This window comes from Amycolatopsis ruanii (assembly GCF_003385175.1).
GTDB lineage: Bacteria > Actinomycetota > Actinomycetes > Mycobacteriales > Pseudonocardiaceae > Amycolatopsis_E > Amycolatopsis_E thermalba.
Genome location: NZ_PQHY01000028.1, coordinates 52,423 through 78,423, shown reverse-complemented (window position 1 = coordinate 78,423; position 26,001 = coordinate 52,423). Strand labels below are relative to the sequence as shown.

At 71.5% G+C, this 26,001-nt stretch carries 23 protein-coding genes and 2 tRNA genes; 10 read left to right on the top strand and 15 right to left on the bottom strand.

Going from position 1 to position 26,001, the window contains the following annotated elements; translation table 11 throughout:
* Positions 1-277 precede the first annotated feature (277 nt).
* Together D0D28_RS17525 and D0D28_RS17520 are read right to left on the bottom strand one after the other, a co-directional pair.
* A complete protein-coding gene (locus tag D0D28_RS17525) occupies positions 278-895 on the bottom strand; it encodes a flavin reductase family protein (protein ID WP_116111304.1) in 618 nt (205 codons plus the stop codon).
* A gap of 70 nt (positions 896-965) precedes the next feature.
* A tRNA-Pro gene (locus D0D28_RS17520) sits at positions 966-1,042 on the bottom strand.
* A gap of 82 nt (positions 1,043-1,124) precedes the next feature.
* Between D0D28_RS17520 and D0D28_RS17515 the strand changes: the two genes are divergently transcribed.
* From D0D28_RS17515 to D0D28_RS17505, 3 genes are all read left to right on the top strand, one after another.
* Positions 1,125-1,195, top strand: a tRNA-Gly gene (locus D0D28_RS17515).
* 34 nt (positions 1,196-1,229) lie between these two features.
* Complete coding sequence (locus tag D0D28_RS17510; protein WP_240323250.1) at positions 1,230-1,577, top strand: ATP-binding protein; 348 nt, start codon at positions 1,230-1,232, stop codon at positions 1,575-1,577.
* A 164-nt stretch (positions 1,578-1,741) separates the two neighbouring features.
* The gene (locus tag D0D28_RS17505) at positions 1,742-2,377 is read left to right on the top strand and encodes a YdcF family protein (protein WP_116111303.1); all 636 of its coding nucleotides are present in this window, start codon (positions 1,742-1,744) and stop codon (positions 2,375-2,377) included.
* Positions 2,378-2,464: 87 nt separating this feature from the next.
* On the opposite strand, the gene D0D28_RS17500 is transcribed toward D0D28_RS17505, so the two are convergent.
* Together D0D28_RS17500 and D0D28_RS17495 are read right to left on the bottom strand one after the other, a co-directional pair.
* Positions 2,465-2,911: a nuclear transport factor 2 family protein gene (locus D0D28_RS17500; protein WP_116111302.1), complete on the bottom strand. Its 447-nt coding sequence runs from the start codon at positions 2,909-2,911 to the stop codon at positions 2,465-2,467.
* A gap of 11 nt (positions 2,912-2,922) precedes the next feature.
* Positions 2,923-3,792 carry an LLM class F420-dependent oxidoreductase gene (locus D0D28_RS17495; RefSeq protein ID WP_094007798.1) on the bottom strand — a complete coding sequence of 290 codons (870 nt, stop codon included), beginning with the start codon at positions 3,790-3,792 and terminating at the stop codon, positions 2,923-2,925.
* A gap of 84 nt (positions 3,793-3,876) precedes the next feature.
* Here D0D28_RS17495 and D0D28_RS17490 point away from each other — a divergent pair, with 84 nt between their 5' ends.
* Positions 3,877-4,662 (top strand): class I SAM-dependent methyltransferase, encoded by a 786-nt coding sequence (locus D0D28_RS17490; RefSeq protein ID WP_116111301.1) that lies wholly within the window; start codon positions 3,877-3,879, stop codon positions 4,660-4,662.
* A 46-nt stretch (positions 4,663-4,708) separates the two neighbouring features.
* Positions 4,709-5,482, top strand: coding sequence for a hypothetical protein (locus D0D28_RS17485; RefSeq protein ID WP_094007800.1), 774 nt, complete (start codon positions 4,709-4,711; stop codon positions 5,480-5,482).
* Between the two features lie 42 nt (positions 5,483-5,524).
* On the opposite strand, the gene D0D28_RS17480 is transcribed toward D0D28_RS17485, so the two are convergent.
* Positions 5,525-6,334 carry an Fpg/Nei family DNA glycosylase gene (locus D0D28_RS17480; RefSeq protein ID WP_116111300.1) on the bottom strand — a complete coding sequence of 270 codons (810 nt, stop codon included), beginning with the start codon at positions 6,332-6,334 and terminating at the stop codon, positions 5,525-5,527.
* Positions 6,334-6,804, bottom strand: a complete 471-nt coding sequence (locus tag D0D28_RS17475) for a ribose-5-phosphate isomerase (RefSeq protein WP_094007802.1) — start codon at positions 6,802-6,804, stop codon at positions 6,334-6,336. Before D0D28_RS17475 ends, D0D28_RS17480 begins: the two co-directional genes overlap by 1 nt.
* Before the next feature lie 45 nt (positions 6,805-6,849).
* Here D0D28_RS17475 and D0D28_RS37670 point away from each other — a divergent pair, with 45 nt between their 5' ends.
* Together D0D28_RS37670 and D0D28_RS17465 are read left to right on the top strand one after the other, a co-directional pair.
* Complete coding sequence (locus D0D28_RS37670; protein ID WP_429727751.1) at positions 6,850-7,305, top strand: hypothetical protein; 456 nt, start codon at positions 6,850-6,852, stop codon at positions 7,303-7,305.
* Entirely contained in the window at positions 7,302-7,979 is a 678-nt protein-coding gene (locus D0D28_RS17465) for an MBL fold metallo-hydrolase (RefSeq protein WP_116111299.1), read from the top strand. Before D0D28_RS37670 ends, D0D28_RS17465 begins: the two co-directional genes overlap by 4 nt.
* Here the strand turns inward: D0D28_RS17465 and D0D28_RS17460 are convergent.
* Entirely contained in the window at positions 7,966-8,577 is a 612-nt protein-coding gene (locus tag D0D28_RS17460; RefSeq protein WP_094007804.1) for a DsbA family protein, read from the bottom strand. The two genes, D0D28_RS17465 and D0D28_RS17460, sit on opposite strands and share 14 nt — an antisense overlap.
* 133 nt (positions 8,578-8,710) lie before the next feature.
* Between D0D28_RS17460 and pepN the strand changes: the two genes are divergently transcribed.
* Positions 8,711-11,272: an aminopeptidase N gene (gene pepN, locus D0D28_RS17455; RefSeq protein WP_116111298.1), complete on the top strand. Its 2,562-nt coding sequence runs from the start codon at positions 8,711-8,713 to the stop codon at positions 11,270-11,272.
* 588 nt (positions 11,273-11,860) lie between these two features.
* On the opposite strand, the gene D0D28_RS17450 is transcribed toward pepN, so the two are convergent.
* The 3 genes from D0D28_RS17450 to D0D28_RS17435 all read right to left on the bottom strand — a co-directional run bounded on the left by D0D28_RS17450 (position 11,861) and on the right by D0D28_RS17435 (position 13,761).
* On the bottom strand, positions 11,861-12,346 hold the full coding sequence (locus D0D28_RS17450) for a DUF5130 family protein (protein ID WP_094007922.1): 486 nt from the start codon (positions 12,344-12,346) through the stop codon (positions 11,861-11,863).
* On the bottom strand, positions 12,333-12,602 hold the full coding sequence (gene ctaJ / locus D0D28_RS17445) for an aa3-type cytochrome oxidase subunit CtaJ (protein ID WP_017987644.1): 270 nt from the start codon (positions 12,600-12,602) through the stop codon (positions 12,333-12,335). Before ctaJ ends, D0D28_RS17450 begins: the two co-directional genes overlap by 14 nt.
* Positions 12,603-13,263: 661 nt before the next feature.
* Positions 13,264-13,761, bottom strand: a complete 498-nt coding sequence (locus D0D28_RS17435; protein WP_094007929.1) for an HNH endonuclease — start codon at positions 13,759-13,761, stop codon at positions 13,264-13,266.
* 391 nt (positions 13,762-14,152) lie between these two features.
* On the opposite strand from D0D28_RS17435, the gene D0D28_RS17430 reads away from it, so the two are divergent.
* Positions 14,153-15,112: a mechanosensitive ion channel family protein gene (locus D0D28_RS17430; RefSeq protein WP_116111297.1), complete on the top strand. Its 960-nt coding sequence runs from the start codon at positions 14,153-14,155 to the stop codon at positions 15,110-15,112.
* 13 nt (positions 15,113-15,125) lie between these two features.
* Positions 15,126-15,509, top strand: a complete 384-nt coding sequence (locus tag D0D28_RS17425; protein WP_094007919.1) for a globin — start codon at positions 15,126-15,128, stop codon at positions 15,507-15,509.
* A 38-nt stretch (positions 15,510-15,547) separates the two neighbouring features.
* Here the strand turns inward: D0D28_RS17425 and D0D28_RS17420 are convergent, their stop codons facing one another.
* The 5 genes from D0D28_RS17420 to D0D28_RS17400 form a co-directional block, all read right to left on the bottom strand.
* Positions 15,548-16,384, bottom strand: coding sequence for an LLM class F420-dependent oxidoreductase (locus D0D28_RS17420; protein WP_116111296.1), 837 nt, complete (start codon positions 16,382-16,384; stop codon positions 15,548-15,550).
* Between the two features lie 39 nt (positions 16,385-16,423).
* Entirely contained in the window at positions 16,424-17,059 is a 636-nt protein-coding gene (locus tag D0D28_RS17415) for a hypothetical protein (RefSeq protein WP_116111295.1), read from the bottom strand.
* On the bottom strand, positions 17,056-17,478 hold the full coding sequence (locus D0D28_RS17410; protein WP_094007916.1) for an acyl-CoA thioesterase: 423 nt from the start codon (positions 17,476-17,478) through the stop codon (positions 17,056-17,058). The genes D0D28_RS17415 and D0D28_RS17410 overlap by 4 nt, the downstream gene beginning before the upstream one ends.
* A 10-nt stretch (positions 17,479-17,488) precedes the next feature.
* Positions 17,489-22,450, bottom strand: coding sequence for an NAD-glutamate dehydrogenase (locus D0D28_RS17405; RefSeq protein ID WP_116111294.1), 4,962 nt, complete (start codon positions 22,448-22,450; stop codon positions 17,489-17,491).
* A 789-nt stretch (positions 22,451-23,239) separates the two neighbouring features.
* Positions 23,240-25,999, bottom strand: a complete 2,760-nt coding sequence (locus D0D28_RS17400; RefSeq protein WP_205413291.1) for a hypothetical protein — start codon at positions 25,997-25,999, stop codon at positions 23,240-23,242.
* Positions 26,000-26,001: the final 2 nt, after the last annotated feature.

Genomic DNA, 26,001 nt, shown 5'->3' with positions numbered 1-26,001 from the left:
GGACGGCGGCCGGGGGCAGCGCTCGCCGGACGGGCCCGCGCCGCCGCGCCGGCCGCCACCCACCCCGGCGAGGCGGGCCACCACGCGACACGCAGCACTCGCGGCACCGGCCCCACCAACCGCGGCGCCGCCCCCCGCCGCAGCAAAGCGCCCCGGGCCGCCCGCCACGCCACCAGTGCACCCCGCAGCAGCCCACGGTCGTCCGGCCAGCCACCAGCAGCACTGCCCGCCGCACCACCACCCGGCCCGTCGCCACCACCCCAGCGGGACCACATCGCTAACTCCGCGGCGTCTCCGAGCGGAAGCTGTGCCCCAGCTCCGGCCCGAGGCCGAAGTAGTGCCGGAAGTTGTAGATCAGCGGGCTCCACTCCCCTGGATCGACGTGCTGCGTCCCCGGCACCACGAGCCGTGACTCGCAGTGCACGCGCAGCACCTCCGCCTGCACCACGACGAAGCCGCCCGTGCAGCCCTCCCGCACCTCGGCCGCACGCGCTTCCATCGCGATCGGGCAGTCCGCCACCCGCGGCGGCCGGACCAGGTCGGAGTCCACCGGCTGCAGCCCAGCCGCCCCGAACTTGTCCGGTTCGTGGCGGAAGGCGCCGCGCTCGTGCTCCGGCACCGGGTCCGCCCCGGTGAGCGGGGTCAGCCGCTCCACCGCCCGCCACTGGTCCGGCCCCGGCAGGTTGATCACGAGGTCCGGACGGACGCGAAAGTTGGCCACCGTGTGCGACGCCGCGGCCAGCCCGAGCACGACCACCTGGCCGAGCGCCCAGGCCGAGGACATGGGCGCGAGGTTGGCGCTGCCGTCGGCGTTCCCGGTCGACAGCAGCACGACCGGGGTGCCGAAGCAGAGGATGCTCGGGCTGATCACGACGTGCTCGTCCGTGACGTTCATGCCGCTCACGCTAGAAACGGATCAGGTCGGCCCCGGCCGAACAGCCCCAAGGACCACGAGCCGGCCGGCGTGGTCGGGATGACAGGATTTGAACCTGCGACCCTCCGCTCCCAAAGCGGATGCGCTACCAAGCTGCGCCACATCCCGGTCGCCCCAGAGCCCGGGGCGGTGCGATCACTCTAGCGTGGCCCGCTAGACTCGCAGACGCGCCCGTGCGATGCGGGTGCATGCGGGCGTAGCTCAATGGTAGAGCCCCAGTCTTCCAAACTGGTGGTGCGGGTTCGATTCCCGTCGCCCGCTCTCGTTGTTCGCGGGTCGTTGGTACCGTCGCCCGGTGCCGCGGCTGATCTTGCTCAACGGGCCGCCCGCGTGTGGTAAGTCGACGCTCGCTGGGCGGTATGTGGACGAGCATCTGCTGGCGCTGAACCTGGACGTCGACCGTCTACGAAACCTGATCGGCCGCCGGCGCGACGACCCGCGCGCCGCCGGCCGGCTTGCTCGCGGTGTCGCGCTCGCTGCCGCACGCACCCACCTGGCATCCGGCCACGACGTGGTGATTCCGCAGTTCCTGGGCCGGACGCCGTTCATCGAACAACTCGAGGGCCTCGCCCGAGGTGGACGCCACGTGCCACGAGATCGTGCTGCTCGGCAGCAAGGAGAACACGGTGAGGCGCTTCGTTGAGCGCACGCGCGCGGCGGCGGATCCGCTGCACGTCGAGGCCCAGGAGATGATCGAGCGGTGATCGCCGCACGGCCGGGGGCGCGGATCGTCCACGTCGAGGAAGGTCAGGTGGACCTGACGTACCAAGCACTGCTGCGCAACCTCGCGTGAGGCAGACAAGCGACGTGGACGAACAGCTGCGCGCCGACGCCGAGGTTCTCTGGCACTACCACCACCTGCGCCACGAGCCCCGGCGGACGGATGTCGGCATCGGGCTCGGGAGTCATGATCTCGGCGTCGCCGGGTACGTCGCTGAGCTGTACCACGCGGGCCGGTTCCCGCTGGTCGTTTTCACCGGGGCCAACGCGCCCACCACCGTCGGGATGTTCCCGCGTGGGGAAGCCGTCCACTTCGGCGAGCACGCGCGCGCCCTGGGGGTGCCGGCGACGGCCATCCGGCTCGAGACCCGCGCCACCAACACCGGCGAGAACATCACCTTCACCCGCGACCTGCTCCGCGACCACGACATCCGCGAGGTCACCCTTGTCTCGCGCCCCTACCAGCAGCGCCGCGCCTACGCGACCTGCCGCAAGCTCTGGCCCGAGGTCGACGTCGTCTGCGCCGCCAAGCCACAAACCCTCGACGAATACCTGCACACCATCGCCGACGACGACCGGGTGATCAACATGCTCGTCGGCGACACCCAACGCATCACCGCCTACGCCGAGCGCGGGTTCGCCATCCCGCAACCGCTCCCGGCGACCGTCCGGGCCGCCCTGCAACGCCTCATCGACGCCGGCTTCACCAAGCGCCTCGTCTAGTGGTTCCCACGGGGCGCACCCTGCCGCTCACCGATCAGCCTGAGGCAGCCAGCGACGACACGCCCTCCCCGGCATCGCGCGCCCCGCCTACCCGCTCACCTGCCGCGCCGTCGCCATGGCGCGTTCCGTCTCCCAGAACGCCCGCATCGATCGGACCAGCCCGTCCGCTCCCACGCGGTACACGAACACGCCGTCCGTATCCACCCGGTACCCGCCGGGCAGGTACGTCGTGATCGTGCCGACGTTGGCCACCTCGTCCCCCGCCGCGAAGGAATCCTTGATCACGAACTCGAACCGCTCCACCTTCGCGATCGTCAGGTCCCAGAACGCCGCGATCCCCTGGTGCCCGTGGTGCCCGCGACCCTCCTCGTCGAACATCGACTTGCCGACCGGGTCCTCGACCACCGCGTCGTCAGCGAACAGCGCCAGCCACTCGTCCTTGGCGCCGCGGCAGGTCGCGTTCATCGACTTCCACGAAGCGACCCGCGCCGGCGGCTGCTCGGCATCGACGTCCCAGCACACCTGAACACCCATGGCACACCCCTTCAGAACCGGGAAATGATCTCGTCGGCGAACTTGCGGATCGCGTCCTTCTTCGGGCCGATCGGGTCGCCGAACCCGATGCCCTCGAACACCCAAGGCTGCGTCACGATGTCCGTCACGCCGATCTCGGCCTGCTCGCGGTAGCCGTCCAGCCCGAACCGGTCGATGCACACCGCCTGGACCTCGAACGGCACGTCGGCCCGCCCGTACTCGGCGCGCAACTCGGCCAGCCGCGCGATCGTCGAGCGCAGGTCGTCGAACTTCATCATCGCCGAGGACCAGCCGTCGCCCACCCGCGCGGCCCGCTTCAACGCCACTTCGGTGTGCCCGCCGATGTAGAACGGCACGTGCTCCGACGGCGCCGGGCTCATCTGCAGCTTGTCGAAGTCGAAGAACCTGCCGTGGTACTCGACCATCCCGCCGTCCAGGATCAGCCGCAGCACCTCGATCGCCTCGTCCACGCGTTTGCCGCGGTTGGCGTACGGCGCGCCGCACCACTCGAACTCCTCCGGCGACCAGCCCACCCCGAGCCCGAGCCCGAACCGGTTGCCGGACAGCACCGCGACCGACCCGACCTGACGCGCGAGCAGCACCGGGTTGCGCGAGCCGAGCTTGAGCACCGACGTGTAGAACTCGATCCGCTCCGTCACCGCGGCCATCGTCGCGACCGCCACCAGCGGGTCCGCCCACGGCGTGTCCGCGGTCCAGAACCGGCTGCCGTCGGGCGTGTACGGGTACTCGGCGGACACGTGCTCGGAGTAGAACAGCGAGTCCGGCAGCGCGATCGAGGAGAAGCCGCACTCCTCGGCGGTGCGCGCCAACTCGGTGAACTGGTCCAGGGGGTTCATCGCGACCGAGAGGGTGAACTTCATGCGCCCGAGACTATAACCTGTTCTAGTTTTCGTCGAGAGCGGAACCGCTTGCGCCGCGATTCCCGCAGGTCACAGACTGGGCGGATGATCCAGGAATTCGCCGGCGAGGTGGCGTCGAACTACGCGAAGTTCCGCCGCGGGTACCGGCCGGAGGTCCTCGACCTGCTCGCGGCGGAGTTCCCGCTCGGCCGGGTGCTCGACCTGGGTTGCGGCACCGGGCAGCTGACGGTGCCGATGGCCGCCAGGGCCGGCGCGGTGATCGGCATGGACCCCTCACCCGACATGCTCGCGCACGCCCGCGCCGCGGAGGTCCCGAACATCGTGTGGGTCGTAGGCGCGGACAGCGACGTGCCGGCCCTGGAGCCGCTGCTCGGCGGCGGCAGCCTCGATCTGGTCACCATCGGCCAGGCACTGCACTGGATGGATCCGGGTCCGCTGTTCGCCGCGCTGACCCGCCTGCTGCGGTCCGGCGGCGGGGTCGCGGTGATCGCCAACGGCACGCCGGTGTGGACGCAGCGCAGCCCGTGGGCGGCGGCGATCCGGCAGGTGTCCACCCGCTGGCTGGGCGCGCTGGAGTTCCCCGCGTGCGGCAGCAGCGAGGACGAGCGCGCGCGCTACCGCGACCTGCTCGAACGGGCCGGGTTCACCCGGGTGCGGGAACATCGTCTTGATCACACCGAACGGCTCGGCCTCGACGAGGTGGTCGGCGCCTTCTACTCCGCCGGCGCCCTGGAGAAGCTCGACGCCGCAGGTCGGCGCGCTTTCGACACCGACCTGCGGGCCGCGCTCCTGGCGGCCGAACCCGAGGGCGTGTTCACCGAGGAAGTGCCGGTGCGGGTGCTGTGCGGAACCTGGGAACCATCGGCGTAGCGCCCGCGTTGTCCGGTTCAAGACACCGAACTTCCGGGAGTAAGCCATGGGCACCACGATCACCGTGATCGTGCTCCTCGTCCTCATCGTGGGCGGCATCGCCTACTTCGCGAAGGCTCAGGCCGCCACCCGGCGGCGCCAGCTCGACGACGCCAAGGCCGACGCCCGGCGCCTGGTCGAGCGCCTCGGCGGGCAGGTGCTGAACCTCGTGGGTTCGAACGAGCCGGCGAAGCAGGCGCTGGCCGACGCGTCCGAGCGCTACAACGCGGCGGGCTCGCAGCTGGAGCAGGCGCAGACGGCCGAGCAGGCCAAGCTCGTCAAGGAGACCGCCCTGGAGGGCCTCTACTACGTGCGCGCGGCCCGCGAGGCGATGGGCATGGACCCGGGCCCGAAGCTGCCCGAGGAGACCGAGCGCGAGCGCGCCGGCAAGGTCACCGAGCACCGCAGCGTCGACGTCGAGGGCAGGCACTACGAGGCCTCGCCGAAGCCGGGCGACAACACGCCGTACTACTACCCCGGCGGCCGCGTGGCCGGCCGCCCGGTGCCGCAGGGCTGGTACAGCGAGCCGTGGTGGAAGCCGGCGCTCGTGGCCGGCGCGTGGGGCCTGGGCTCGATGTTCCTGTTCAGCGCGATGTTCAGCGGCATGGCCGGCATCGCGAGCGCCTCGGCGTGGGAGTCCGGCTACGACGCGGGCCAGGAGGACGCCATGGCCGACGCGGGAGCCGACGGCGGCGACATGGGTGACGCCGGTGGCGACGCGGGCGGCGACATGGGCGGCGACTTCGGCGGCGGGGACTTCGGCGGCTTCGGCGACTTCTGATTCACCCGACGGCGGGCCGGACGCGCAGTCCGGCCCGCTCGGTCATGCCGTCTGGCAGACCGGGCACCAGTAGAGGTTCCGCCCGGCCAGCTCGGTGTGCGCGACCGGCGTGCCGCACACCAGGCACGGCTGCCCGGTGCGCCGGTAGACGTAGACCTCGCCGCCGTGCCGGTCCTGCCGCGGGTCGCGGCCGGTGACCTCGGGCAGGTGCTCGTCGTCCACGGTGTCGATGCGGCCGATCCGGACGCCCTTGCGCATGAGCGCCACGAGGTCGGTCCACATCTCCTTCCACTGCACGTGGTCCAGCGCCCGGCCGGGCACCATCGGGTTGATCCGGTGCCGGAACAGGACCTCGGCCCGGTACACGTTGCCGACACCGGAGATCACCGACTGGTCCATCAGCAGCGCGGCGATCGAGGTCCGGGAGGCCGAGATCCGCTGCCACGCCTCATCCGGGCGGGCGTCGCGGCGCAGCGGGTCCGGGCCGAGGCGCGCCTTGATCGCGTCGACCTCGTCCGGGGTCAGCAGCTCGCAGCGGGTCGGGCCGCGCAGGTCCGTCCAATGTGTCCGGCCGGTCAGCCGCAGCCGGACCTGGCCCACCGGCGTGGTTTCCGGCAGTTTCGCCTCGGTGAACGTGCCGTAGAGTCCCAAGTGGACGTGCACGGACCCGAGCGGTCCGAAGTCGTGGAACAGGTGCTTGCCGTAGGCCTCGGCCCCGAGCATGACCCGGCCGTCCAAAAGGGCCGCCTCGCTCGCGAAGCGGCCCTGCGGACTGGAGACGCCCACCGGCGCGCCCGCGTAGCGCCGCTGGTGCAGGCGGGCGAGCCGGTGGAGGGTGTGCCCTTCGGGCATCAGGCAGGCAGCGGCGGCGGCGTGCCGGTGCGCTCGTAGTCGAGCATCTGCTGCACGCGACGGCCGTGCCGCGCGTCCTCCGACGGCGGGGTGGACAGGAACGTGTCGACGATCGCGGTGGCCTCGTCGACCGTGTGCATGCGGGCGCCGATGCCGATCAGCTGCGCGTGGTTGTGCTCGCGGGCGAGCGCGGCGATCTCCGGCTTCCAGGCCAGCGCGGCCCGGGCGCCCTTCACCTTGTTCGCGGCGATCTGCTCACCGTTGCCCGAACCGCCGATGACGATGCCCAGGCTGCCCTCGTCCGCCACCACTCGGCGGGCGGTCTCGATGCAGAAGGCCGGGTAGTCGTCGGCGGCGTCGTAGACGGCCGGGCCGATGTCGGTGACCTCGTGGCCCTGGCCCTTCAAGTACTCGACCAGGTGGTTCTTCAGCTCGAAGCCGGCGTGGTCTGATCCCAAGTAGACGCGCACGGGTTGGAGTCTCGCATCCGGACCCGAGCCGGGCATGCTGGGGGTGTGGACGTGTTCGCCCAGGACGGGCATGACCTGCGGGTGGAGTGGGGCGCGGAAGGGGTCGCCGGGCTGGGGCGGGAGTGCGCGGTGCTGGTCATCGTGGACGTCCTGTCGTTCAGCACGACGGTGGACCTGGTGACGGGCCGGGGTGGCCGGGTGCGGCCGGTGCGGTGGCGCGGCGGCCGGGTGCCGCGGCCGGCCGCGGTCGGGCCGGATCCGGGGTGCGCCGCGGCCGCCGGCACCGGCGCGACCGTGCTCGTCGGCTGCCTGCGCAACGCCACCGCTGCCGCCTGCGAGACGCAGCCCGGCTGCGGAGGTGCCGGTCGGGGCCGGCGAATTCGCCATTGCCCGGACCGCCACTCCGCCGCACCCGGTACTCAGCGGACTGGCACCAGCGGCGGTGAAGCGGCACACACCGCGGCCCCCGTTCTCGTCGACGACCTGCTGGAGGCCGCGTGACCTGGCTCGAACTCGCCGACGGCGTCCTCGCCCGGCGCTACGCGCACCTGGACCAGACGCTCGGGCTGGTCGTCGGAACCGAGCGGTGCCTGGTGATCGACACCGGCGGGGACGAGGTGCAGGGCGCGGCCTTCGCGGCCGAGATCCGCGAGATCACCGACCTGCCGTGGACGGTGGTGATCACCCACGCCCACTTCGACCACCACTTCGGCACCGCGGCGTTCCTGCCGTGCCCGGTGTGGGCGCACGAACGCTGCCGCGACGCGCTCGTCAGCGAAGGCGAGTCCGACCGGGCCGAGTGGGTGCGCCGCCTGGCGGGCAAGCCGGAAGCCGACCGGCTCGCGGCCGCCCGCCTGGTGCTGCCGGACCACCTGCTCACCGACCTCGTCCAGCTCGACCTCGGCGGGCGGACCGTCGAGCTGGTCCACCCCGGCGTGGCGCACACCGACCACGACGTGGCCGTGCACGTGCCGGACGCCGGTGTGGTGTTCGCCGGTGACCTGGTCGAGCAGGGCGCACCGCCGTCGATCGGGCCGGACGCGCACCCCGCGGACTGGCCGTCCGCGCTGGACCGGCTGCTCGCCCTGCGGCCCGGCACGATCGTCCCGGGGCACGGCGACCCGGTCGACCCGGATTTCGTGGCCGCCCAGCGGGACGAGCTCAGTCGAAGTTGAGCTCGCCGGTGCGGGTGCGCTTCAGCTCGTAGAAGTCGGGGTAGCTCGCCAGCAGCCGGGCGCCGTCGAACACCTTGAGCGCGTCCTCGCCACGCGGGATCGAGCTGAGCACCGGGCCGAAGAACGCGACGCCGTCGATGTGGATGGTCGGGGTGCCGACGTCCATGCCGACCGGGTTCATGCCCTCGTGGTGGCTCTTCTTCAGCGCGTCGTCGTACTCGGCGGAGTCGGCCGCGGAGGCGAGGTCGGCGGGCGCGCCCACGGCTTCCAGCGCCTGGCGGATGACCTCGGGGATGTCCTTGTTGCCCTGGTTGTGGTAGCGGATGCCGAACTCGGTGTAGAAGTCCCGCAGGATCGCCTCGCCCTTCTCCTGCGCGAGCGCCGTGGCCACGCGCACCGGGCCCCACGCCTTGTCGAGCAGCTCCTGGTACTCCGCCGGGAGGTCGCGCCCGCTGTTGAGGACCGCGAGGCTCATGACGCGGAAGTTCAGGTCGAGGTCGCGCTGCTTCTCCACCTCGAGGATCCAGCGTGAGCTGATCCAGGCGAACGGGCAGACGGGGTCGAAGTAGAAGTCCACGCGTGTGCGCGCTGCGGTCATCAGTGTTCTCCCTGTGGGTGGTGGGGGGGGTCAATCCGGCCAACAGCGCGCGGAGTGCACTTGTTCCCCGCCGAGACATGATTGGATAGCGGGATCACCGAGAATGACAACCGCGAGCGTTTCCGAGGTGCCTGTGCCCGCCCCTAACCTGACCCGTGACCAAGCCAAACAGCGTGCCGAGCTGCTCGAGGTCGAGTCCTACGACATCGCCCTCGACCTCACGGACGGTAACGGCGGCCCGGGCGAGAGAAGCTTCGACTCGAAGACCACGATCCGGTTCGCCGCCACCAAGCCCGGCGCGAGCACGTTCGTCGACATCGTCGCCGGCTCCGTCCGCTCCGCGACGCTGAACGGCCGGGCGCTGGACGTCTCCGGCTACACCGAGGAGAACGGCGTCGCGCTGCCGGACCTGGCCGCGACCAACGAGCTGGTCGTCAAGGCCGACTGCCGCTACATGAACACCGGCGAGGGCCTGCACCGGTTCGTCGACCCGGTCGACGACGCCGTGTACCTGTACACGCAGTTCGAGACAGCCGACGCCAAGCGCATGTTCGCCTGCTTCGACCAGCCCGACCTCAAGGCCACCTACCGGCTGACGGTCACGGCGCCGAGCGACTGGAAGATCGTGTCCAACGCGCCGGTCGAGAGCACCGAGAAGACCGCCGAGGGCGCCACGCGCACGGTCTTCGCCACCTCGGAGCGCATCTCCACCTACCTCGTCGCGTTGATCGCCGGCCCGTACGCGGAATGGCACGACCAGTACACCGACGAGCACGGCACGATCCCGCTGGGCATCTACTGCCGCGCGTCGCTGGCCGAGCACATGGACGCCGAGCGGCTGTTCACCGAGACCAAGCAGGGTTTCGGCTTCTACCACAAGGCGTTCGGCACGCCGTACCCGTTCCGCAAGTACGACCAGCTGTTCGTGCCGGAGTTCAACGCGGGCGCGATGGAGAACGCGGGCGCGGTCACGTTCCTGGAGGACTACGTCTTCCGCAGCCGGGTCACCCGCTACGCCTACGAGCGGCGCGCCGAGACGCTGCTGCACGAGATGGCGCACATGTGGTTCGGCGACCTGGTCACCATGCGCTGGTGGGACGACCTGTGGCTGAACGAGTCGTTCGCCACGTTCGCGAGTGTCCTGGCCCAGGCCGAGGCGACCGAGTACGTGCACGCCTGGACCAGCTTCGCGAACATCGAGAAGTCGTGGGCCTACCGGCAGGACCAGCTGCCCTCGACGCACCCGATCGCGGCCGACATCGTGGACCTGCAGGCCGTCGAGGTGAACTTCGACGGCATCACCTACGCCAAGGGCGCCAGCGTGCTCAAGCAGCTGGTCGCCTACGTCGGGCTGGACCACTTCCTCGCCGGGCTGCGGGTGTACTTCGGCAAGCACGCGTGGGGCAACGCGACGCTGGCCGACCTGCTGAGCGCGCTGGAGGAGGCCTCCGGCCGCGACCTGTCCGGCTGGAGCGCGCAGTGGCTGGAGACGACCGGCCTGAACTCGCTGCGGCCGAAGTTCGAGGTCGACGCCGAAGGCCGGTTCACCTCGTTCGCGGTGCTGCAGACGGGCGCGAAGCCGGGCGCCGGTGAGCTGCGCACGCACCGCATCGCGGTGGGCATCTACGACGACGAGAACGGCAAGCTGGTCCGCAAGCAGCGGGTGGAGCTGGACGTCGAGGGCGAGCGCACCGAGGTGCCGGACCTGGCCGGGCAGCCGGCGGGCAAGCTGGTGCTGGTCAACGACGACGACCTGACCTACTGCACGATGCGCCTGGACGCCGGTTCGCTGACCACGCTGGTCGACCGGATCGCCGACATCACCGAGCCGCTGCCGCGGACGCTGTGCTGGTCGGCGGCGTGGGAGATGACCCGCGAGGCCGAGCTGAAGGCGCGGGACTTCCTGCAGATCGTGCTGCACGGCATCCACGCGGAGACCGAGGTCGGTGTCGTGCAGCGGCTGCTGCTGCAGGCGCAGACCGCGCTGAACTCGTACGCGCAGCCGTCCTGGGCGGCGGCCGAGGGGTGGCCGCAGTTCACCCGGAAGCTGCTGGAGCTGACCCGCGCCGCCGAGCCGGGCTCGGACCACCAGCTCGCGTTCGTCAACTCGCTGACCGGTTCGGTCCTCGACGACGCGACGCTCGACGTGCTGGCCGGCTGGCTCGACGGTTCGGAGCCGCTGGAGGGTCTGGTCGTCGACGCGGACCTGCGCTGGCGCCTGCTGAACGCGCTGGTGGCGCACGGCCGGGCGGCGGACGAGGAGATCGACGCCGAACTGGCCCGCGACGACACCGCGACGGGCCGCCGCCACGCCGAGCACGCCCGAGCCCTGCGCCCCACCCCGGAGGCCAAGGCGGAGGCGTGGCAGCGCGCGGTCTACGACGACGACCTCCCGAACGCGACGAGCAACGCCATCATCGGCGGCTTCTCCCACCCCGGGCAGAAGGACCTGCTGACGGGCTACGTGAGCACGTACTTCGCCGCCATCGACGAGGTCTGGTCACGCCGCTCGAGCGAACGCGCCCAGCCGACGGTCGTCGGACTGTTCCCGGCATGGGCGGTCGAGCACGCCACGGTGCAGGCCGCGGACGAGTGGCTGGCGGGCGAGCACCCGGCCGCACTGCGGCGGCTGGTCTCGGAGGGCCGGGCCGGCATCGTGCGGGCCCTGGCGGCACGGGAATTCGACGAGGCCTAAGGACACAAAAGGAGAGGGGCGCCGGCACAAGCCGGCGCCCTTTCTTTCTTTGCGACAAACCGCAAGCCGGCAACGCAACAGCACCGACTACCCCAACCAGACCTCCCCCGCCCCCGATCCACAGCCGGTCTTTGGTCGCCGACCAGGCGTGTCAAGGTACTCTTTCCCGCCTTGACACGCCTGGTCGGCGACTGAAACACAATCAGGCATCGGGGGCGGGGGTGGTCGTAAGGTGACCTTTTGGCGCCGTGAGGCGCTCCCGCCCGCGGAGCGGGCTCGTCGCCTGCCCAACGTCACCTCTAAAGATCAAAAGATGTCCTCGCCGGACGGGCAGGCTCCGGGATGACGGGGAATGCAGGAACCTCGCCTTGGCGAGGTGGTCGCTGTGTGGTCATCCCGTCGCCTTCCGGTTTGTGCATATCACCTTGAGCCAGGGCCGCAAGGTTGGCATGGTCGGCCGCCGGTTGGCGGCCTGGGTTGCGGCCCTGGCTCAAGGTGATCGTTGCGTGTCAGGCGACGGGATGACCACCCAGCTACCTTGGGTGCAAAAAGAGGGGCGGCCGCTGCGCGACCGCCCCTCTTTTCTGCCTAGTGCTTGGGTGCGGAGCCGGCCTGGTCGGCCAGCATGCGCAGGCCCGAGACCAAGCCGCCGATGAGGTCGCCCTCCTTGAAGGACGCCACCATGCTCATCACGGCCAGCTTCGCGCCGCGGTCGGGGAGACGGCGGATCGCGTCGGAGCCCGTCACGATCTCCACGACCCGCTCGCCCGGGGAGACGGCGATCAGCACGGCGTTCGCCGAGTCCGGCTCGATCCGCGCGTGCAGCTCCTCCGCCCGGGCGCGGCTCTCGGAACCCAGCTCGCCCAGGTACACGCTGAAGTCGAGCCCGGTCTCCCGGCTCGCGAGGGTCAGCGCTTCGTCCAGACGGGCCAATTGGACGGTGCTGAATGGGCTGGATGGAGCAGCGGGCTCGTACATCCGGGCCACCGAGCGGCGACCGGTCGCGGTAATCGCGACCCCGATCTCCAGCTCCTCGTCCGATCCTGGCTGTCGGGTCAGCTCACCAGCTGCCACGGGCTCCTCCTGCCGCCGTCACGCGCGCGTTCCCGCTCGCGTCCCTGTTCTCCACCGGTTCGCCGGAGTGCGTGTCGTGCACGGTCCCGATACCTTCCGGGTTGCCGCTCCACCACATCGGCGGGTACTCCCAGGCCTGGCCGGGCCGGTAGCGCGGCGTGCCGGTCAGCTTCGACCGCAGGGTGAGCACGCTGATCACCCCGTAGATCGCGGCCGGGATCAGCGCGAAGATCAGGATCGTCTCTCCGATGTTCACGCGTGAAGAGTAGCCCGAGCAGCCCCGGCCCGCCGAAGCCGGTCACGACCGCTCGTCGCATCCGGGCCACCGTCCGCCGAGCGTCGCGACGTCATTGGGGCGATGGGCTGAAGAGCGGTCGGACGAAAGGTTGCAACTCAACGTACAGCCGGCCGCACCCGGCGCGATTGCCTTGTCCGGTGGCCCAGTTCCTCGTAGCTTTTTCACCTGTACGGGCCTTGCGCCCCGCTCCCCTTCCCAATGAGTAACGCACAGGTCCCTGGAGGACAGATCATGTACCTGCTCCGTACCCTCGCCCAGAGCAACGACGACCACGCTCCGTCACTGATCGACACAGCGGACGGCTGCTCCACGCGGGGCACGCGTGTGACGCGCGGCACAAGGGTTACCGCCGGTACTCGAGTCACCCGCGGCACCCGCGTCACCAGGGGGACCCGGGTCACCGCCGGTACCCGCGTGACCCGTGGCACGCGAGTCACCCGTGGCACCCGCGTCACGATGGGCACCCGCGTCACGCGTGGCACCCGAGTCACCCGCGGCACGCGCGTCACCGCCGCCTGAGACCCGTCCCGTCCCGGAAACTGACCCGAACCACCACCAAGTCGAAGACGTCGGAACGCCCCGGCTCACCACCACAGCCGGGGCGCCGGTGTGCGTCCGATCAGGCCGCCACGCCGAGGTAGGGCTTCCACAGCGGGTCCGCGTCCCCGGAGTGCACCAGCAACCGCCAGTGCGGGCCCCGCGGCGCCGTCGGCACCACCCGCAGCTGCCAGCCCAGCTCCTCCAGGAGCCGGTCGGCCTTGCGGTGGTTGCACTTCGCACAACACGCCACGCAGTTCTGCCAGCTGTGCGGACCACCCTTGCTGCGCGGCAGCACGTGGTCGATCGTCTCGGCCCGTCCGCCGCAGTACGCGCACTTGTAGCGGTCCCGGTGCATCAGCCCGGCCCGCGTCAGCGGCACCTGCGCCCGGTAGGGCACCCGCACGTACGTCGACAACCGGATCACCGACGGCACCGGCAGCGACAGCGTCGCCGCGTGCAACGTCAGACCGGCCGGGTCGCCGTGCACGACCTCCGCCTTCCCGCACATGACCAGCACCACGGCCCGCCGCAGCGGGAGCGCGGTCAGCGGTTCGAACGTGGCGTTGAGCAGCAGCACCCGCCGCCTGCCCATGGAGAACGTGCCGGGGCCGCCGGAACCGGCCGGATCCCGCCCTCTACGCTGACCCGAGGGTCGGCTCACGCGGCCGCCTCGCGGGGGTGGCCCACTGGGCTGAGGTCCGCCTCCGGGCGGCCCCTGACCCTGGTGAGCGCCCTGATCATGCGTAGAACACAGGGCTACCTCCGGCGCCTGCCCGCCCACCGCTTGGTCGGGGGCGCCGAGGGGGATCGGTTGTCGGTCTGGCACTCGACCACCTCCACCGGTGCAGCCATAGTCGACCACAGATCACACCCGATGCGCACCTGTGTTAGAAGACGTGTCCTGTGAAATTCGTTCGACGTCTGCGTGACGACGGGCGGAAACGGCCAGAAAGGGATCCCCGAGCCCCGTGACGCCGCTGCTCAACGAAGCACCCGAGTGCATCAACGAACCCGGCACCTGGTGCTATCAAGTGTTCCAGATCACGCACAACGAGTGGCTGGCGGCCTCCGCCAACTGGCTGATCGCCAAGCCGCTGCGGATCATCCTGATCCTGCTCGTCGCGATGATCATCCGGTTCCTGCTGCACAAGCTGATCGACCGGGTCACCACCATGCCGCGTGGCAACGGCGGGAAGCTGCCCACGATCCTGCGTCCCCTGCGCGAGCGCGCCCCCGACATCCTCGGCCCGGTCGTGGCCGAGCGGCGCCGCCAGCGGGCCAAGACGATCGGCTCGGTGCTCAAGTCGCTGACCTCGTTCGTCGTGCTCGGGCTCGCCGCCATCTACATCCTGGGCGAGCTGGGCATCAACCTCGGGCCGCTGCTCGCCTCGGCCGGTGTGGTCGGCATCGCGCTCGCGTTCGGCGCCCAGAACCTGGTCAAGGACTTCCTGTCCGGGATGTTCATGATGCTGGAGGACCAGTACGGCGTCGGTGACGTCGTCGACATCGGGCCGGCCACCGGCACGGTCGAGTCGGTCGGCCTGCGCATCACCACGATCCGCGACGTCAAGGGCACCGTCTGGTACGTCCGCAACGGCGAGGTGACCCGCGTCGGCAACTCCAGCCAGGGCTACGCGATCGCCCTGGTCGACGTGCCGCTGAGCTACAACGCCGACGTCGAGCGCGCCACCGCCGTCCTCACCGAGGCCGCCCACAGCGCCGCGACCACCGAGCCGCTGTCGGTCGACCTGCTGGAGGAGCCCGAGGTGCTCGGCGTGGAGAAGGTCACGCCGGAGAGCATCGAGCTGCGGCTGACGGTCAAGGTGCGGCCGGGCCGGCAGTGGGCCGTGCAGCGGCAGCTGCGTGCGGCGTGCCTCACGGCGCTGGAGGAAGCCGGCTTCCTGTCCGCCGCGACCACGGCACAATGAGAGGGTGACCGGTATGAGCGACCCCCAGTCCTTCTTCGAGGCCGTCGGCGGGGAACCGACGTTCCGCAAGATCGTCGCGCGGTTCTACGCCGAGGTGGCGAAGGACGAGGTGCTGCGGCCGATGTACCCCGAGGAGGACCTCGGGCCGGCCGAGGACCGGCTGCGCCTGTTCCTGATGCAGTACTGGGGTGGCCCGCACACCTACTCCGACCAGCGCGGCCACCCGCGCCTGCGGATGCGGCACGCGCCGTTCAAGATCGGCCCCATCGAGCGCGACGCGTGGCTGCGCGCGATGCGCGTCGCGGTCGACGAGGCCGGGCTGCCGGAGCCGCTGGAGACCCAGCTGTGGAACTACCTCGAGATGGCCGCCCACAGCATGATGAACAGCTGGGTCTGAGCCCCGCGCCCGCCTGAGCGGGCACGGGGCTCCCGGCGTCAGAGCTTGGCCAGCTCGTTGGCGAGCGGCTCCAGCACGTCCGGCGTGTGCGGCGGCGGCAGGTAGACGATCGCCAGGTCCAGGCCCTGCTCGCCGAGCGCGGCCGCCTCGTCGGCGACCTTCGCGTAGTCGAGGTCCGTGTCCAGCCGCACGTGGCTGGACAACATGATCTCCTTCGGGTCGCGGCCGATGTCGGCGCAGTGCTGGTGCAGCACGTCCCGCTTGCGGGCGAACTCCTCCGGCGTGCCGCCGACGAAGTTCCAGTGCTGGGCGAAGCGCGCCGCGGTGCGCAGGGTGCGCTTCTCTCCGCTGCCGCCGATCACGATCGGCGGGTGCGGGCGCTGGATCGGCTTCGGCTCGTTGCGGGCGTCGGTGAGCTGGTAGTACTCGCCCTGGAAGGTGGTCGTCTCCTGCGTGAGCAGGCCGACCAGCACCTCGCAGGCCTCCTCGAACCGGTCGCTGCGCTGCTTGACCGTGCCGAGTTCCATGCCGTAGGCGCCGGACTCCTCCTCGTTCCAGCCGGCGCCGACGCCGATCTCCAGCCGCCCGTTCGACACGATGTCGAGCGTCGCGGCCATGTTCGCCAGCAGCGCCGGGTGCCGGTAGTGGATGCCGCTGACGAGCGTGCCCAGGCGCAGCCGCTTGGTCGCCTGCGCCAGCGCGGTCAGCGTGACCCAGCCCTCCAGGCACGGGCCGGTCGGGTCGGAGAAGATCGGGTAGAAGTGGTCGAAGGTCCAGCCGGACTCGAAGATCTCGATGTCGTCGGCCGCCTGCCACACGGCGAGCATGTCGGACCACTCGGTGTTCTGGGGTGAGGTCTTGAACGCGAAGCGCATGGTCGCGACCCTAGCGACCTGGAGCAGCTCCAGCGCAAGTCAGAACAGCAGCGGAAGCAACGCGTGCCGCCGCCGGACCACGGCACCGTAGCGGGCGTCCAGGCGCATCCACGAGTTCGTCGCCGTCACCCGGATGACGTCATCCGGAATGGACGAATCGAAGAACCCCATTCCGGACAGGGCGAACAGGCACCGCATCTGGACCTTGACCTCGACGTCGCCCTCGCTGACCGTCAGGACCGCCTGGTCCATCAGCGACGCCGGCGGGGTGCCGTGCGGGCCGGCGTTCTCCCGGGCCAGCGCGACACCGCGGTCGGTGAGCTCGCTGATCACCTTCGTCGGCAGCTCGTCGACCAGCTGCCACGGACCGGTGGCCGGCAGTTCGCTGTGCCACAGCAGGTCCCGCGGCGGGCCGGGATCCATCCGCTCGCCGCCGGCGACCGTGAGGGCGGCCAGCAGCTCGTTGCCGGACACCGTCACGTCACCAGGCTCGACCTCGCCGTGGACCGCGCGGGTCGCCAGGCAGTCGAACGGCGTGGACACCCACGCCTCGACGATGCCGCCACCGCGGTTGCGCAGCCGCACGGCGGCCTGGCCGTCCAGCCGCACCGCCCGGGCCACGAAGGCCCCGAGCGTCTCCCGGTCGCCCCGGTCGGGGACGCGCAGCTCGGTCACGCGCCCGCCTCCGTCAGCCGGGTCTGCAGGAACGCCCGCTCCTCCGCGGTCAGGCGGCGCGGACGGCTGGTGGTGACGTCGTAGGGCGCGAGGACGGTCTCGGCGGTGACCGCGACCGGCGATCCGGCGTCCGGGCCGTCGTGCACCCGGTAGTCCAGGGTCAGCGACGCGAACTTGAGGTCCTTCAGCGAGATCTCCACCCGGATCTCCTGCCCGTCCACCACGATCGGGGCGCGGTAGTGCACGGCCAGCTTGACCACGACCATGCCCTTCGCGAACTCCGCGAGCCCGGCGCGGCCCGCTTCGTCGAACAACAACGGCACGCGTGCCTCTTCGAGCAACGTCACCATGTTGGCGTGGTTGACGTGCCCGAACACGTCCATGTCCGACCAGCGGGGCCGCACCTTCGCTACGTACACCCCGATATTCCTACCTCACCGTGCTCCGCAGCTGGCGCGCGGCGACCGACAGCGTCGCGAGGTCGAGGCGGCCGGACTGGTTGATCTCGTCGAGCGACACCCTGGCCCGGGCCAGCCGGGAGGCGTTCGCCTTCTCCCACTGCGCGATCTTGGCGTCCGTGTCGTCCTCGGGATCGCTGTGCCGCAGCGCGTCCAGCGTGATCGCCCGCAGCGACGAGTACACGTCGTCGCGCAGGGCCAGCCGGGCCAGCGCGTGCCACCGGTTCCCGCGCTCCAGCGCGCTGATCGAGGTGAGCAGCCGGTCGACGTCGAGGTGGGCGGACAGCGCGTAGTACAGCTGCGACGCCTCCTCCGGGCTGCTCTCCGCGTCCACCCCGGCCTCGCGCACCGCCAGCTCGGCCACCTCGACGACGTCGAGCAGCCCGTAGGCGTCCAGCAGGACCGCGACCCGCAGCGCCAGCTCACGCGGCACCCCGGCCTCGGCGTAGCGGTCGGCCTGCTCGCGCACGGCCTCGGCTTCCCGGCCGCGCAGGAGCGTGTCGACCTTCGGCGCCAGCTCGGCGACGACCGGACCGAAGCGCGAGATCTCCGCGCCGACGGCCAGCGGCTGCGGCCGGTTGGCGAGGAACCAGCGCGCGGCCCGGTCCAGCAGCCGCCGCGACTCCAGCATCATCGCGTCCTGCACCTCGGTGGGCGCCGAGTTGTCGAGCGCGTGGATGTCGTTCCACAGGGCGTTGAGGTTGAACACGCGCGTGACGATCGTGTACGCGCGCACCGCGTCGGTGGCGGTCGCGTTCATCTCCTCGGCCAGGCGGTAGGCGTAGGACACGCCCGCCCCGTCGACGACCTCGTTCACCAGCAGCGTCGTGATGATTTGGCGGCGCAGCGGGTGCTCGCCGATGCGGTCGGCGAACCGCTCGCGCAGCGGCTTCGGGAAGTACTCGGGCAGCCGCCGGGCGAACACCTCCGCGTCCGGCAGGTCGCTGGCCAGCAGCTCGTCCTTCAGCTCCAGCTTCACGTGCGCGAGCAGGGTCGCCAGCTCCGGCGAGGTGAGGCCCTCACTGGCCTTCTCCAGCGCCTGGAACTGCTGCTTGCTCGGCAGCGCCTCCAGCTTGCGGTCCAGCGCCCCGGCCTTCTCCAGGCTCGCGACCAGCCGCGCGTGCACGGGCAGCATCTGCGGCGCGTGCGCCCGGCTCACGCCGAGCACCGCGTTCTGGTGGTAGTTGTCCGCGAGCACCAGGCGGCCGACCTCGTCGGTCATCTCGTGCAGCAGCTCGTTGCGCTGCTCGCGGTCCAGTGCGCCGCTGCCGACCAGGTGGTCGAGCAGGATCTTGATGTTGACCTCGTGGTCGGAGCAGTCCACCCCGGCGGAGTTGTCCAGCGCGTCGGTGTTGATCTTGCCACCGGCGCGGGCGAACTCGATGCGGCCGCGCTGGGTCAGGCCCAGGTTGCCGCCCTCGCCGACCACCTTCACCCGCAGCTGGTTGCCGTCGACGCGCACCGCGTCGTTGGCCTTGTCCCCGGCGTCGGCGTGGGTCTCGGTCTCGGCCTTGACGTAGGTGCCGATGCCGCCGTTCCACAGCAGGTCCACGGGCGCCAGCAGGATCGCGCGGATCAGGTCGGCGGGGGCGAGCTGGGTGACGTCGTCGGCCAGGCCGAGCGCCTGACGCACCTGCGGCGACACCGGGATCGTCTTGGCGCTGCGGGAGAACACGCCGCCGCCCTCGCTGATCAGCGAGCGGTCGTAGTCCTCCCACGACGAGCGCGGCAGCTCGAACAGGCGCTTGCGCTCGCGGAACGACGCCGCCGCGTCCGGGTTCGGGTCGAGGAAGACGTGCAGGTGGTTGAACGCGGCCACCAGCCGGATGTGCTCGGACAGCAGCATGCCGTTGCCGAACACGTCACCGGCCATGTCCCCGATGCCGACGACCGTGAAGTCCTGGGTCTGGGTGTCCACGCCCAGCTCGCGGAAGTGCCGCTTGACGCTCTCCCACGCGCCGCGGGCGGTGATGCCCATGGCCTTGTGGTCGTAGCCGACCGACCCGCCGGAGGCGAACGCGTCGCCCAGCCAGAAGCCGTAGGCCGCGGACACCTCGTTGGCGATGTCGGAGAAGGTCGCGGTGCCCTTGTCGGCCGCCACCACGAGGTAGTTGTCGTCGCCGTCGTAGCGCACGACGTCCCTGGCCGGGATCGTGCGGCCCTCGACGAGGTTGTCGGTGAGGTCGAGCAGGCCGGAGATGAACATGCGGTAGCAGGCGATGCCCTCGGCCAGGTGCGCGTCGCGGTCCACGCCCGGGTCGCCGGTCGGGACCGGCGGGCGCTTGACGACGAACCCGCCCTTCGCGCCCACGGGCACGATCACGGCGTTCTTCACCGCCTGCGCCTTGACCAGGCCCAGGATCTCGGTGCGGAAGTCCTCCCGGCGGTCCGACCAGCGCAGGCCACCGCGGGCGACCGAGCCGAAGCGCAGGTGCACACCCTCGACGCGCGGCGAGTACACGAAGATCTCGAACCGCGGCCGCGGCTCCGGCAGGTCCGGCACGCTCTTCGGGTCCAGCTTGAGCGCCAGGTACGGGCGCGGGCGGCCGTCGGCGTCGGTGACCCGGTAGTTGGTGCGCAGCGTGGCGCAGATGACCGACAGCAGGCGGCGGAGGATGCGGTCCTCGTCCAGGCTGGTGACCGCGTCGATCATCGCGGAGATCTCACCGACCAGCGCCTCGGTCTGCTCGTCCGCGTCCGGGTCCGTGGTCAGGTCGAAGCGGTGCTCGAACAGCTTCACCAGCATCTTGGCGATGTCGGTGTGCGCGAGGACGGCGCGCTGGATGTACTCCTGCGAGTACGGCGTGCCGGCCTGGCGCAGGTAGCGCGAGTAGGCGCGCAGCACCGCGGCCTGGCGCCAGGACAGCCCGGCGCGCAGCACGAGGGCGTTGAAGTCGTCGACCTCGCAGTCGCCCCGCCACGCGGCGGCGAAGGCGTCCTGGAAGCGCTCGCGCAGGTCGCGCTCGGCCTCGCCGAGGTCGGTCAGGCCGATGCGCAGCCCGAAGTCGTAGACCCAGGACCGGGTGCCGTCCCAGCGGCGCAGCTCGTAGGGCCGCTCGTCGACGACCTCCAGGCCCATCCGCTGCAGGACGGGCAGCACGGCCGACAGCGTGACGCCCTCGCCGAGCAGGTAGAGCTTGAACCGCCGCTCCCCCGGCTCGGCGCCGTCCGGCGTGTAGAACGACATGGCCAGGTCGTCCGGGCCGGTCAGGCTCTCCAGCTTGCGCAGGTCGGCGAGCGCCTCGGTGGCGGTGAAGTCCTCCTTGTACGCCTCGGGGAAGATGCCCGAGTAGCGCTGGCCGAGCTCACCGGCCGACTCCTCGCCGAGGGTGGCCGTGGTGCGGGCGGCCTCGCCGGCGCGCTCGCGCCGTTCCGCCAGGATCGCCTCGACCATCAGATCGTCCCAGTTGCGCACCGCGGCGTTGAGGCGTTCCTGGATGCGCAGCACGTCCGGCTCGACGCGCGTGGCCGGGTCGGTGTGGACGGTGAAGTGCACCTGGGCGAGCGCGGTCTCGCCGACGCGCGTGCCGTACTCGAGGTGGGTGCCTTCGAGTTCGGCGAGCAAGACTTCCTGCATCGCCAGGCGCGAGCGGGTGGTGTAGCGGTCGCGCGGCAGGAACACCAGGCACGAGTAGAAGCGGCCGAAGGTGTCGCGGCGCAGGAACAGCCGCAGGCGGCGCCGGTCGGACAGGGTGATGGCGCCGATGGCGGTCGAGTAGAGCGAGTCGAGGTCGGCGGAGAACAGGTCGGCGCGCGGCCAGTTCTGCAGGACCTCCAGCATGCGCTGGCCGGAGTAGGACTCCATCGGGAAGCCGGCGCGGTGGATGACCTCGCACACCTTGCGGGAGATGACCGGCACGTCGAGGACGTCCTCGTGCAGCGCGGAGGTGGTGAACATGCCGAGGAACCGGTGCTCGCCGGTGACGTTGCCGCGCTCGTCGAACGTCTTGACGCCCACGTAGTACGGGTAGACCGGACGGTTCACTGTGGACGGTGCGCTGGCCTGGGTGAGGACGAGCAGGTGCGGGGCGAGCGCGGTGGCGGCCATGTCGGGGCCGGCGGTGAGGCTGCGGGCGGCGAGGCTGTCCTGGCGCAGCACGCCGAGCCCGGACGCGAGGGCGGCGCGCAGGGCGGGTCCGTCGGTGCCCGGGTCGGGGTCCTCGACCAGTTCGTAGCGGCGGTAGCCGAGGAACATGAAGTGGCCGTCGGCGAGCCAGCGGAGGAGGTTCGCGCCCTCGGTGACCTCGTCGTCGGGCAGCGGCGGCGGGGTGGCGTCGAGTTCGGCGGCGAGGCTTTCCGCGGCCTGGATCATCTTGTCGGTGTCCTCGACGACCTCACGGACGTCGCCGAGGACGGAGGCGAGGTGGGTGCTCAGCTCGCGGCCGCGGTTGGGGTCGGTGATCAGGTCGATCTCGACGTACATCCACGATTCGACCATCGCGCCCTCGGGCGGGTTGGCGACGTCGGCGGCCGGGTGGACCTTGACGAGTTCGCCGGTGATGTCCCGCGTGACGGCGACGATGGGGTGCACGAGGCGCTGGACCTGGACGCCGTCGCGGGCGAGCTTGGCGGTGACCGAGTCGACCAGGTAGGGCATGTCGTCGGTGACGATCTGGACCACGGTGGCGTCGCGGGTCCACCCGTCCTCGGCGGTGGTCGGGTTGAGGAGGCGGACCGCGGGGCCCCCCGGCACGCGGTTGCGCGCGAACTCCTGGTGGGACCGGACGGCGCCGACGAGGTCGACGGGGTCGTCGCCGAGGATCTCGTCGGCGGGGATGTGGCGGTAGTAGAGGCGGATGAGGTCGGCGATGTCCGGCGCGTGCCGGGCCGCGGCTTCGATCAGCTCGTCGCGGATCTGCTCCGGGCTGGCAGGGCGTAGACGGTCGGTTCCGGACGTGGTCCCGGGGCGGACGGACACTCTTGACGAGCTCATCTCAGGCAACTCTCCACCGAGTCTGATCGCGCGCATGACGCTGAACGAACACCACCATAACCAGCCCGAAAAACCCACTGACGCCCGACCGCCGGATCGTAGAATCGATGCACAATCGAGGCGGATTGGCACAGGGATGGAAGCGGGTTTTCACGTTGGAGGGATGGCCGAGGGCAGGCCCCCCGAAACACGATGGCGACCCCTCGGCGCACGGTGCGCCAGCCGCTACGGCACGTTCCCCCGGCTACGGCGGCCAGGTTTCGCGACGCCCTTCCACCCCGGCTCGCCCCAGCCCGACGGCAGCGACGCCACCCCACGAGCTCGCCCCGCCAACGGCGGCAGCCACGCCCCGCCACAACCTCGGCCCACCAACGGCGGCAGTCAAGCCGCAACTTCACCCCGTCAGCGGCCTCACACGGCCCATACCACCGTGGCGGCCGTTCTCGTCACCGAGCACTTCCGTCGCTACGCCCTGGACCACCCGTCGACTGAAGCCAAGCCACCCCAGCGGCGGCACCCGGCTCCCCCGCGATGCCAACCGGCACCCGGCGCACTACCGCTACGCACGGCCGCACCCCAGCCACGCCACAGTGCACCCTCAACCCTCGACACCGCGGAAACCAGCGTCCGGCTCACAGCCGTTGCGGCCACGGCCGCGCAACCGCGGTGAAGGTCAGCCGTTGCGTTCACAGCCGCAGCCGCCGGTGAAAGGTCAGCCGTCGCCGCGGTCGCGGCCGTTGCCCGACTCGCAGCCGTCGCGCCCACAGCCGCGCAGCCGCCGGTGAAAGGTCAGCCGTCGCCGCGGTGGCGGCCGTTTCCGGGCTCGCTGCCGTTGCGTCCGTGGCCGTTGACCGGTCGCGGCTCGGACGATGATTGGTTGCCGAGTCGCTTCACGAGGGCCGCCGCGCTCGCGGTGGGCGCCTGGTGCTCGGCGAGCGCGCGGGCGAGCAGGTCGGCTAGGCCGGCGTCCTCGGGCAGATCGTCGTCCGGCACGCCGGTCAGCTCGGTGCGGAACGGCTCGCCGAGATCGTCGTCCCGCAGCACGGGCGCGTTCGTGAACGGGGTCTCCGACGTGCTGCTGCTGGTGGCCGGTTCGCTGTCCGTGCCGGAGAAGTCGTCCCACGGCGCCAGCGACGGTGGCAGCCGCAGGCGAGGCAACCAGTTGTCGATGACCGGCACGCTCGGCGCCGGCTCGTTCTCGCCGCGAACCTCGGGCTCGGAAGCGCTGTCCGAACGCGCAGCCGGAGCGACCTCGGCGCGGCTGACCGGCTCCGCCTCCGCACTCAACCACGACTCGCTGGAGGCGTCACCGTCGTCCCGCGCGGCGAACTCCTCACGCCCGTCGGGCTCACGGCTCACGCCGCCGCGTCCAGCAGAATCGCGGCCAGTCTCCGCACGCCCGCCGAACTCACGGCCCGCGTCGCCGAGGCCAGCACGCCCACCGGACTCCCGGCCCGCGTCGCCGAGGCCGGCACGCCCACCGGATTCCCGGCCGGCATCGTCCAGGCCAGCACGCCCACCGGACTCCCGGCCGGCGTCGCCGAGGCCAGCAAAGTCCCGGCCGACATCCGCGCGCTCACCGAACTCACGGCCGTTGTCCCCGCGTCCATCGCGGCCGGCCTCCGCGGGCGCCATGGAGGCGCCGAGCGTGTCGTCCCCGGCGCGGCGGCGTCCGGCGGTCTCGGGGCGTCCCGGCTCACCCGTTCCGGCTGCGCGGCGGCGACCGCCACCCGCCCCGGTGCTGACGCCCAGCCTGTCCAGCACGCTCCGCGCCGCGACCGACCCGTGCTCCGAGTCGTGCCGCGTCTTCCGGGCCGCCCGCGTCTCGGCGCGCTCGGAGCGCGAAACCGCCACGTCCTCCGACGTCACGTCGTCCCGCGACGCAACCTCTTCGGACCGCCCGTCCGGCTTGTCCTCGGCCCGCCGACGCCCCGCCGATCCCTCACGCGATCGATCCGGCAGCGCCTTCACAACCGCGTCCCCCAGCCGGGACACATCCACGACCGGTTCGGACCGCCGGTACCGCACCACGTCCGAAGCCTCGGACCGCGATGCCGCCGCAGCATCCTCCCGCGGCTTCTCGGACTCACGCTGCTCGGACCGCGACGCCGTCACGACCTCGTCCGAGCGCGATGTCCGGCCGCGCTCCTCGGACCGCGAGCCTGGAATGGTGTCGTCCGATCGCGAAGCCCGCACCACGTCTTCGAAGCGCTCGGTCTTCGCGACCTCCGCCGGCCGCTCGTCGGCGGGTTCGGGCGCCAGCGACCAGCTCGGCCGGGCGCTCTGCGGCCGAGCCTGTTCCGCCGCCTCACGCGGTCGCGGCGTCTCCTGGCTCGTCGCCTCGATGCTCGCCGGCTCGGGAACCGACAACGGCGCGACCGCAACCGAAGCGGTCGCAACCTCGCTCGCCGGCACCGACCCCAGGACGTGGTCGAGATCGACATCGGCGTGCCCGCCGCCACCGAACTCACCGGCCAGCAGGCCCACCGCCTGACGCCGGGCACGCGCGTGGATGTGCTCGGCGGCCCGGGCCAGCTGCAGGCACTCGATCGCCTCGGCGTACCGGCCGAGGCGCTCCTCCACGTGCGCCAGCTCAGTCCACAGGCGCGCGGTCAGCGCGTGCAGCTCGTGCCGCTCGGTGGCGTGCACGGCGTCACGCAGCATCCGCGCGGCCGCCTCCACGCTGCCAGAGGGCAGCAGGACCCGGGTGGCGATCGCCATCCGGAGCCACCCGGCCGGCGCGACGGACGCCGCACGGGCCGGCTCGTCCAGTACCGGTCGCGCGAGGTCCAGCGCGTTGGTGCCGTCCCCGCGGTCGAGCAGCGAGCAGACGAGCTGGAGCACCAGCCGGATCCGCACCACACCACCGTCGTGCTGCGCGTCCTCCAGCTGTTCGAGGAAACCGAGCCCCGTCCGCGCCGCGTCGGCCGCGCCGATGACGTCCCCGTGACGCCGCCGGTGCGCCGACACCGCGACCCGCAGCAGCGACCGCGCCAGCAGCCGCCCGTCACCGTCGAGGTCGTCGTCCGCCCCGCACAGCCGGTCGGCCTCGGCGAGGGTCCGGTCGAGTTCCAGCTTGCGCCCGAACTGCGACAGGCACCCGACCAGCTGGCTCAGCGCCGCCGCCTTGCGCGCGCCACCGAAGCCGGACGCGTCCAGCACCGGCCGCAGCGCGGCGAGCCCGGTCAAGGGCGCGCCGACACTGCGCGCACACACGGCGAGGTCGGTGCGCAACTGGGCCGCGAGCGTCGTCTGCCCCGTGTCCTCCGCGGCACGCAGGGCAGCCACGGCACGGCCCACCGTCGGCGCCCGCAGACCGAGACGAACCCGCGCCGACACCGCGAGCCCCTCGCCACGGACCCACAGCTCCTCCGCTCCGGCCGCCTCGGCCAGGGCAGCGGCCCGCTCACCGAGCACGAGCGCCAGCTCGGGCGCGCGCAGCTCGAAGTCGGCCGCCTGGCCGAGCAACCGCTCGACCGCCGCGATCTCGGCGCTCCGGCCGCCGTCCTGCGGACGCGAACCGGTTCGGCTGTGCTGGGTGGCTACCAAGG

What these genes read in the sequence shown, in the direction of transcription:
- D0D28_RS17485 (WP_094007800.1), top strand. Translation starts at nt 4,709, where the DNA reads ATGGGCACCACGATCACCGTGATCGTGCTCCTCGTCCTCATCGTGGGC.
- D0D28_RS17495 (WP_094007798.1), bottom strand. Translation starts at nt 3,792, where the DNA reads ATGAAGTTCACCCTCTCGGTCGCGATGAACCCCCTGGACCAGTTCACC.
- D0D28_RS17420 (WP_116111296.1), bottom strand. Translation starts at nt 16,384, where the DNA reads ATGCGCTTCGCGTTCAAGACCTCACCCCAGAACACCGAGTGGTCCGAC.
- D0D28_RS17490 (WP_116111301.1), top strand. Translation starts at nt 3,877, where the DNA reads ATGATCCAGGAATTCGCCGGCGAGGTGGCGTCGAACTACGCGAAGTTC.
- D0D28_RS17460 (WP_094007804.1), bottom strand. Translation starts at nt 8,577, where the DNA reads ATGACCGCAGCGCGCACACGCGTGGACTTCTACTTCGACCCCGTCTGC.
- D0D28_RS17500 (WP_116111302.1), bottom strand. Translation starts at nt 2,911, where the DNA reads ATGGGTGTTCAGGTGTGCTGGGACGTCGATGCCGAGCAGCCGCCGGCG.
- D0D28_RS17425 (WP_094007919.1), top strand. Translation starts at nt 15,126, where the DNA reads ATGAGCGACCCCCAGTCCTTCTTCGAGGCCGTCGGCGGGGAACCGACG.
- D0D28_RS17480 (WP_116111300.1), bottom strand. Translation starts at nt 6,334, where the DNA reads ATGCCCGAAGGGCACACCCTCCACCGGCTCGCCCGCCTGCACCAGCGG.
- D0D28_RS17525 (WP_116111304.1), bottom strand. Translation starts at nt 895, where the DNA reads ATGAACGTCACGGACGAGCACGTCGTGATCAGCCCGAGCATCCTCTGC.
- D0D28_RS17405 (WP_116111294.1), bottom strand. Translation starts at nt 22,450, where the DNA reads ATGAGCTCGTCAAGAGTGTCCGTCCGCCCCGGGACCACGTCCGGAACC.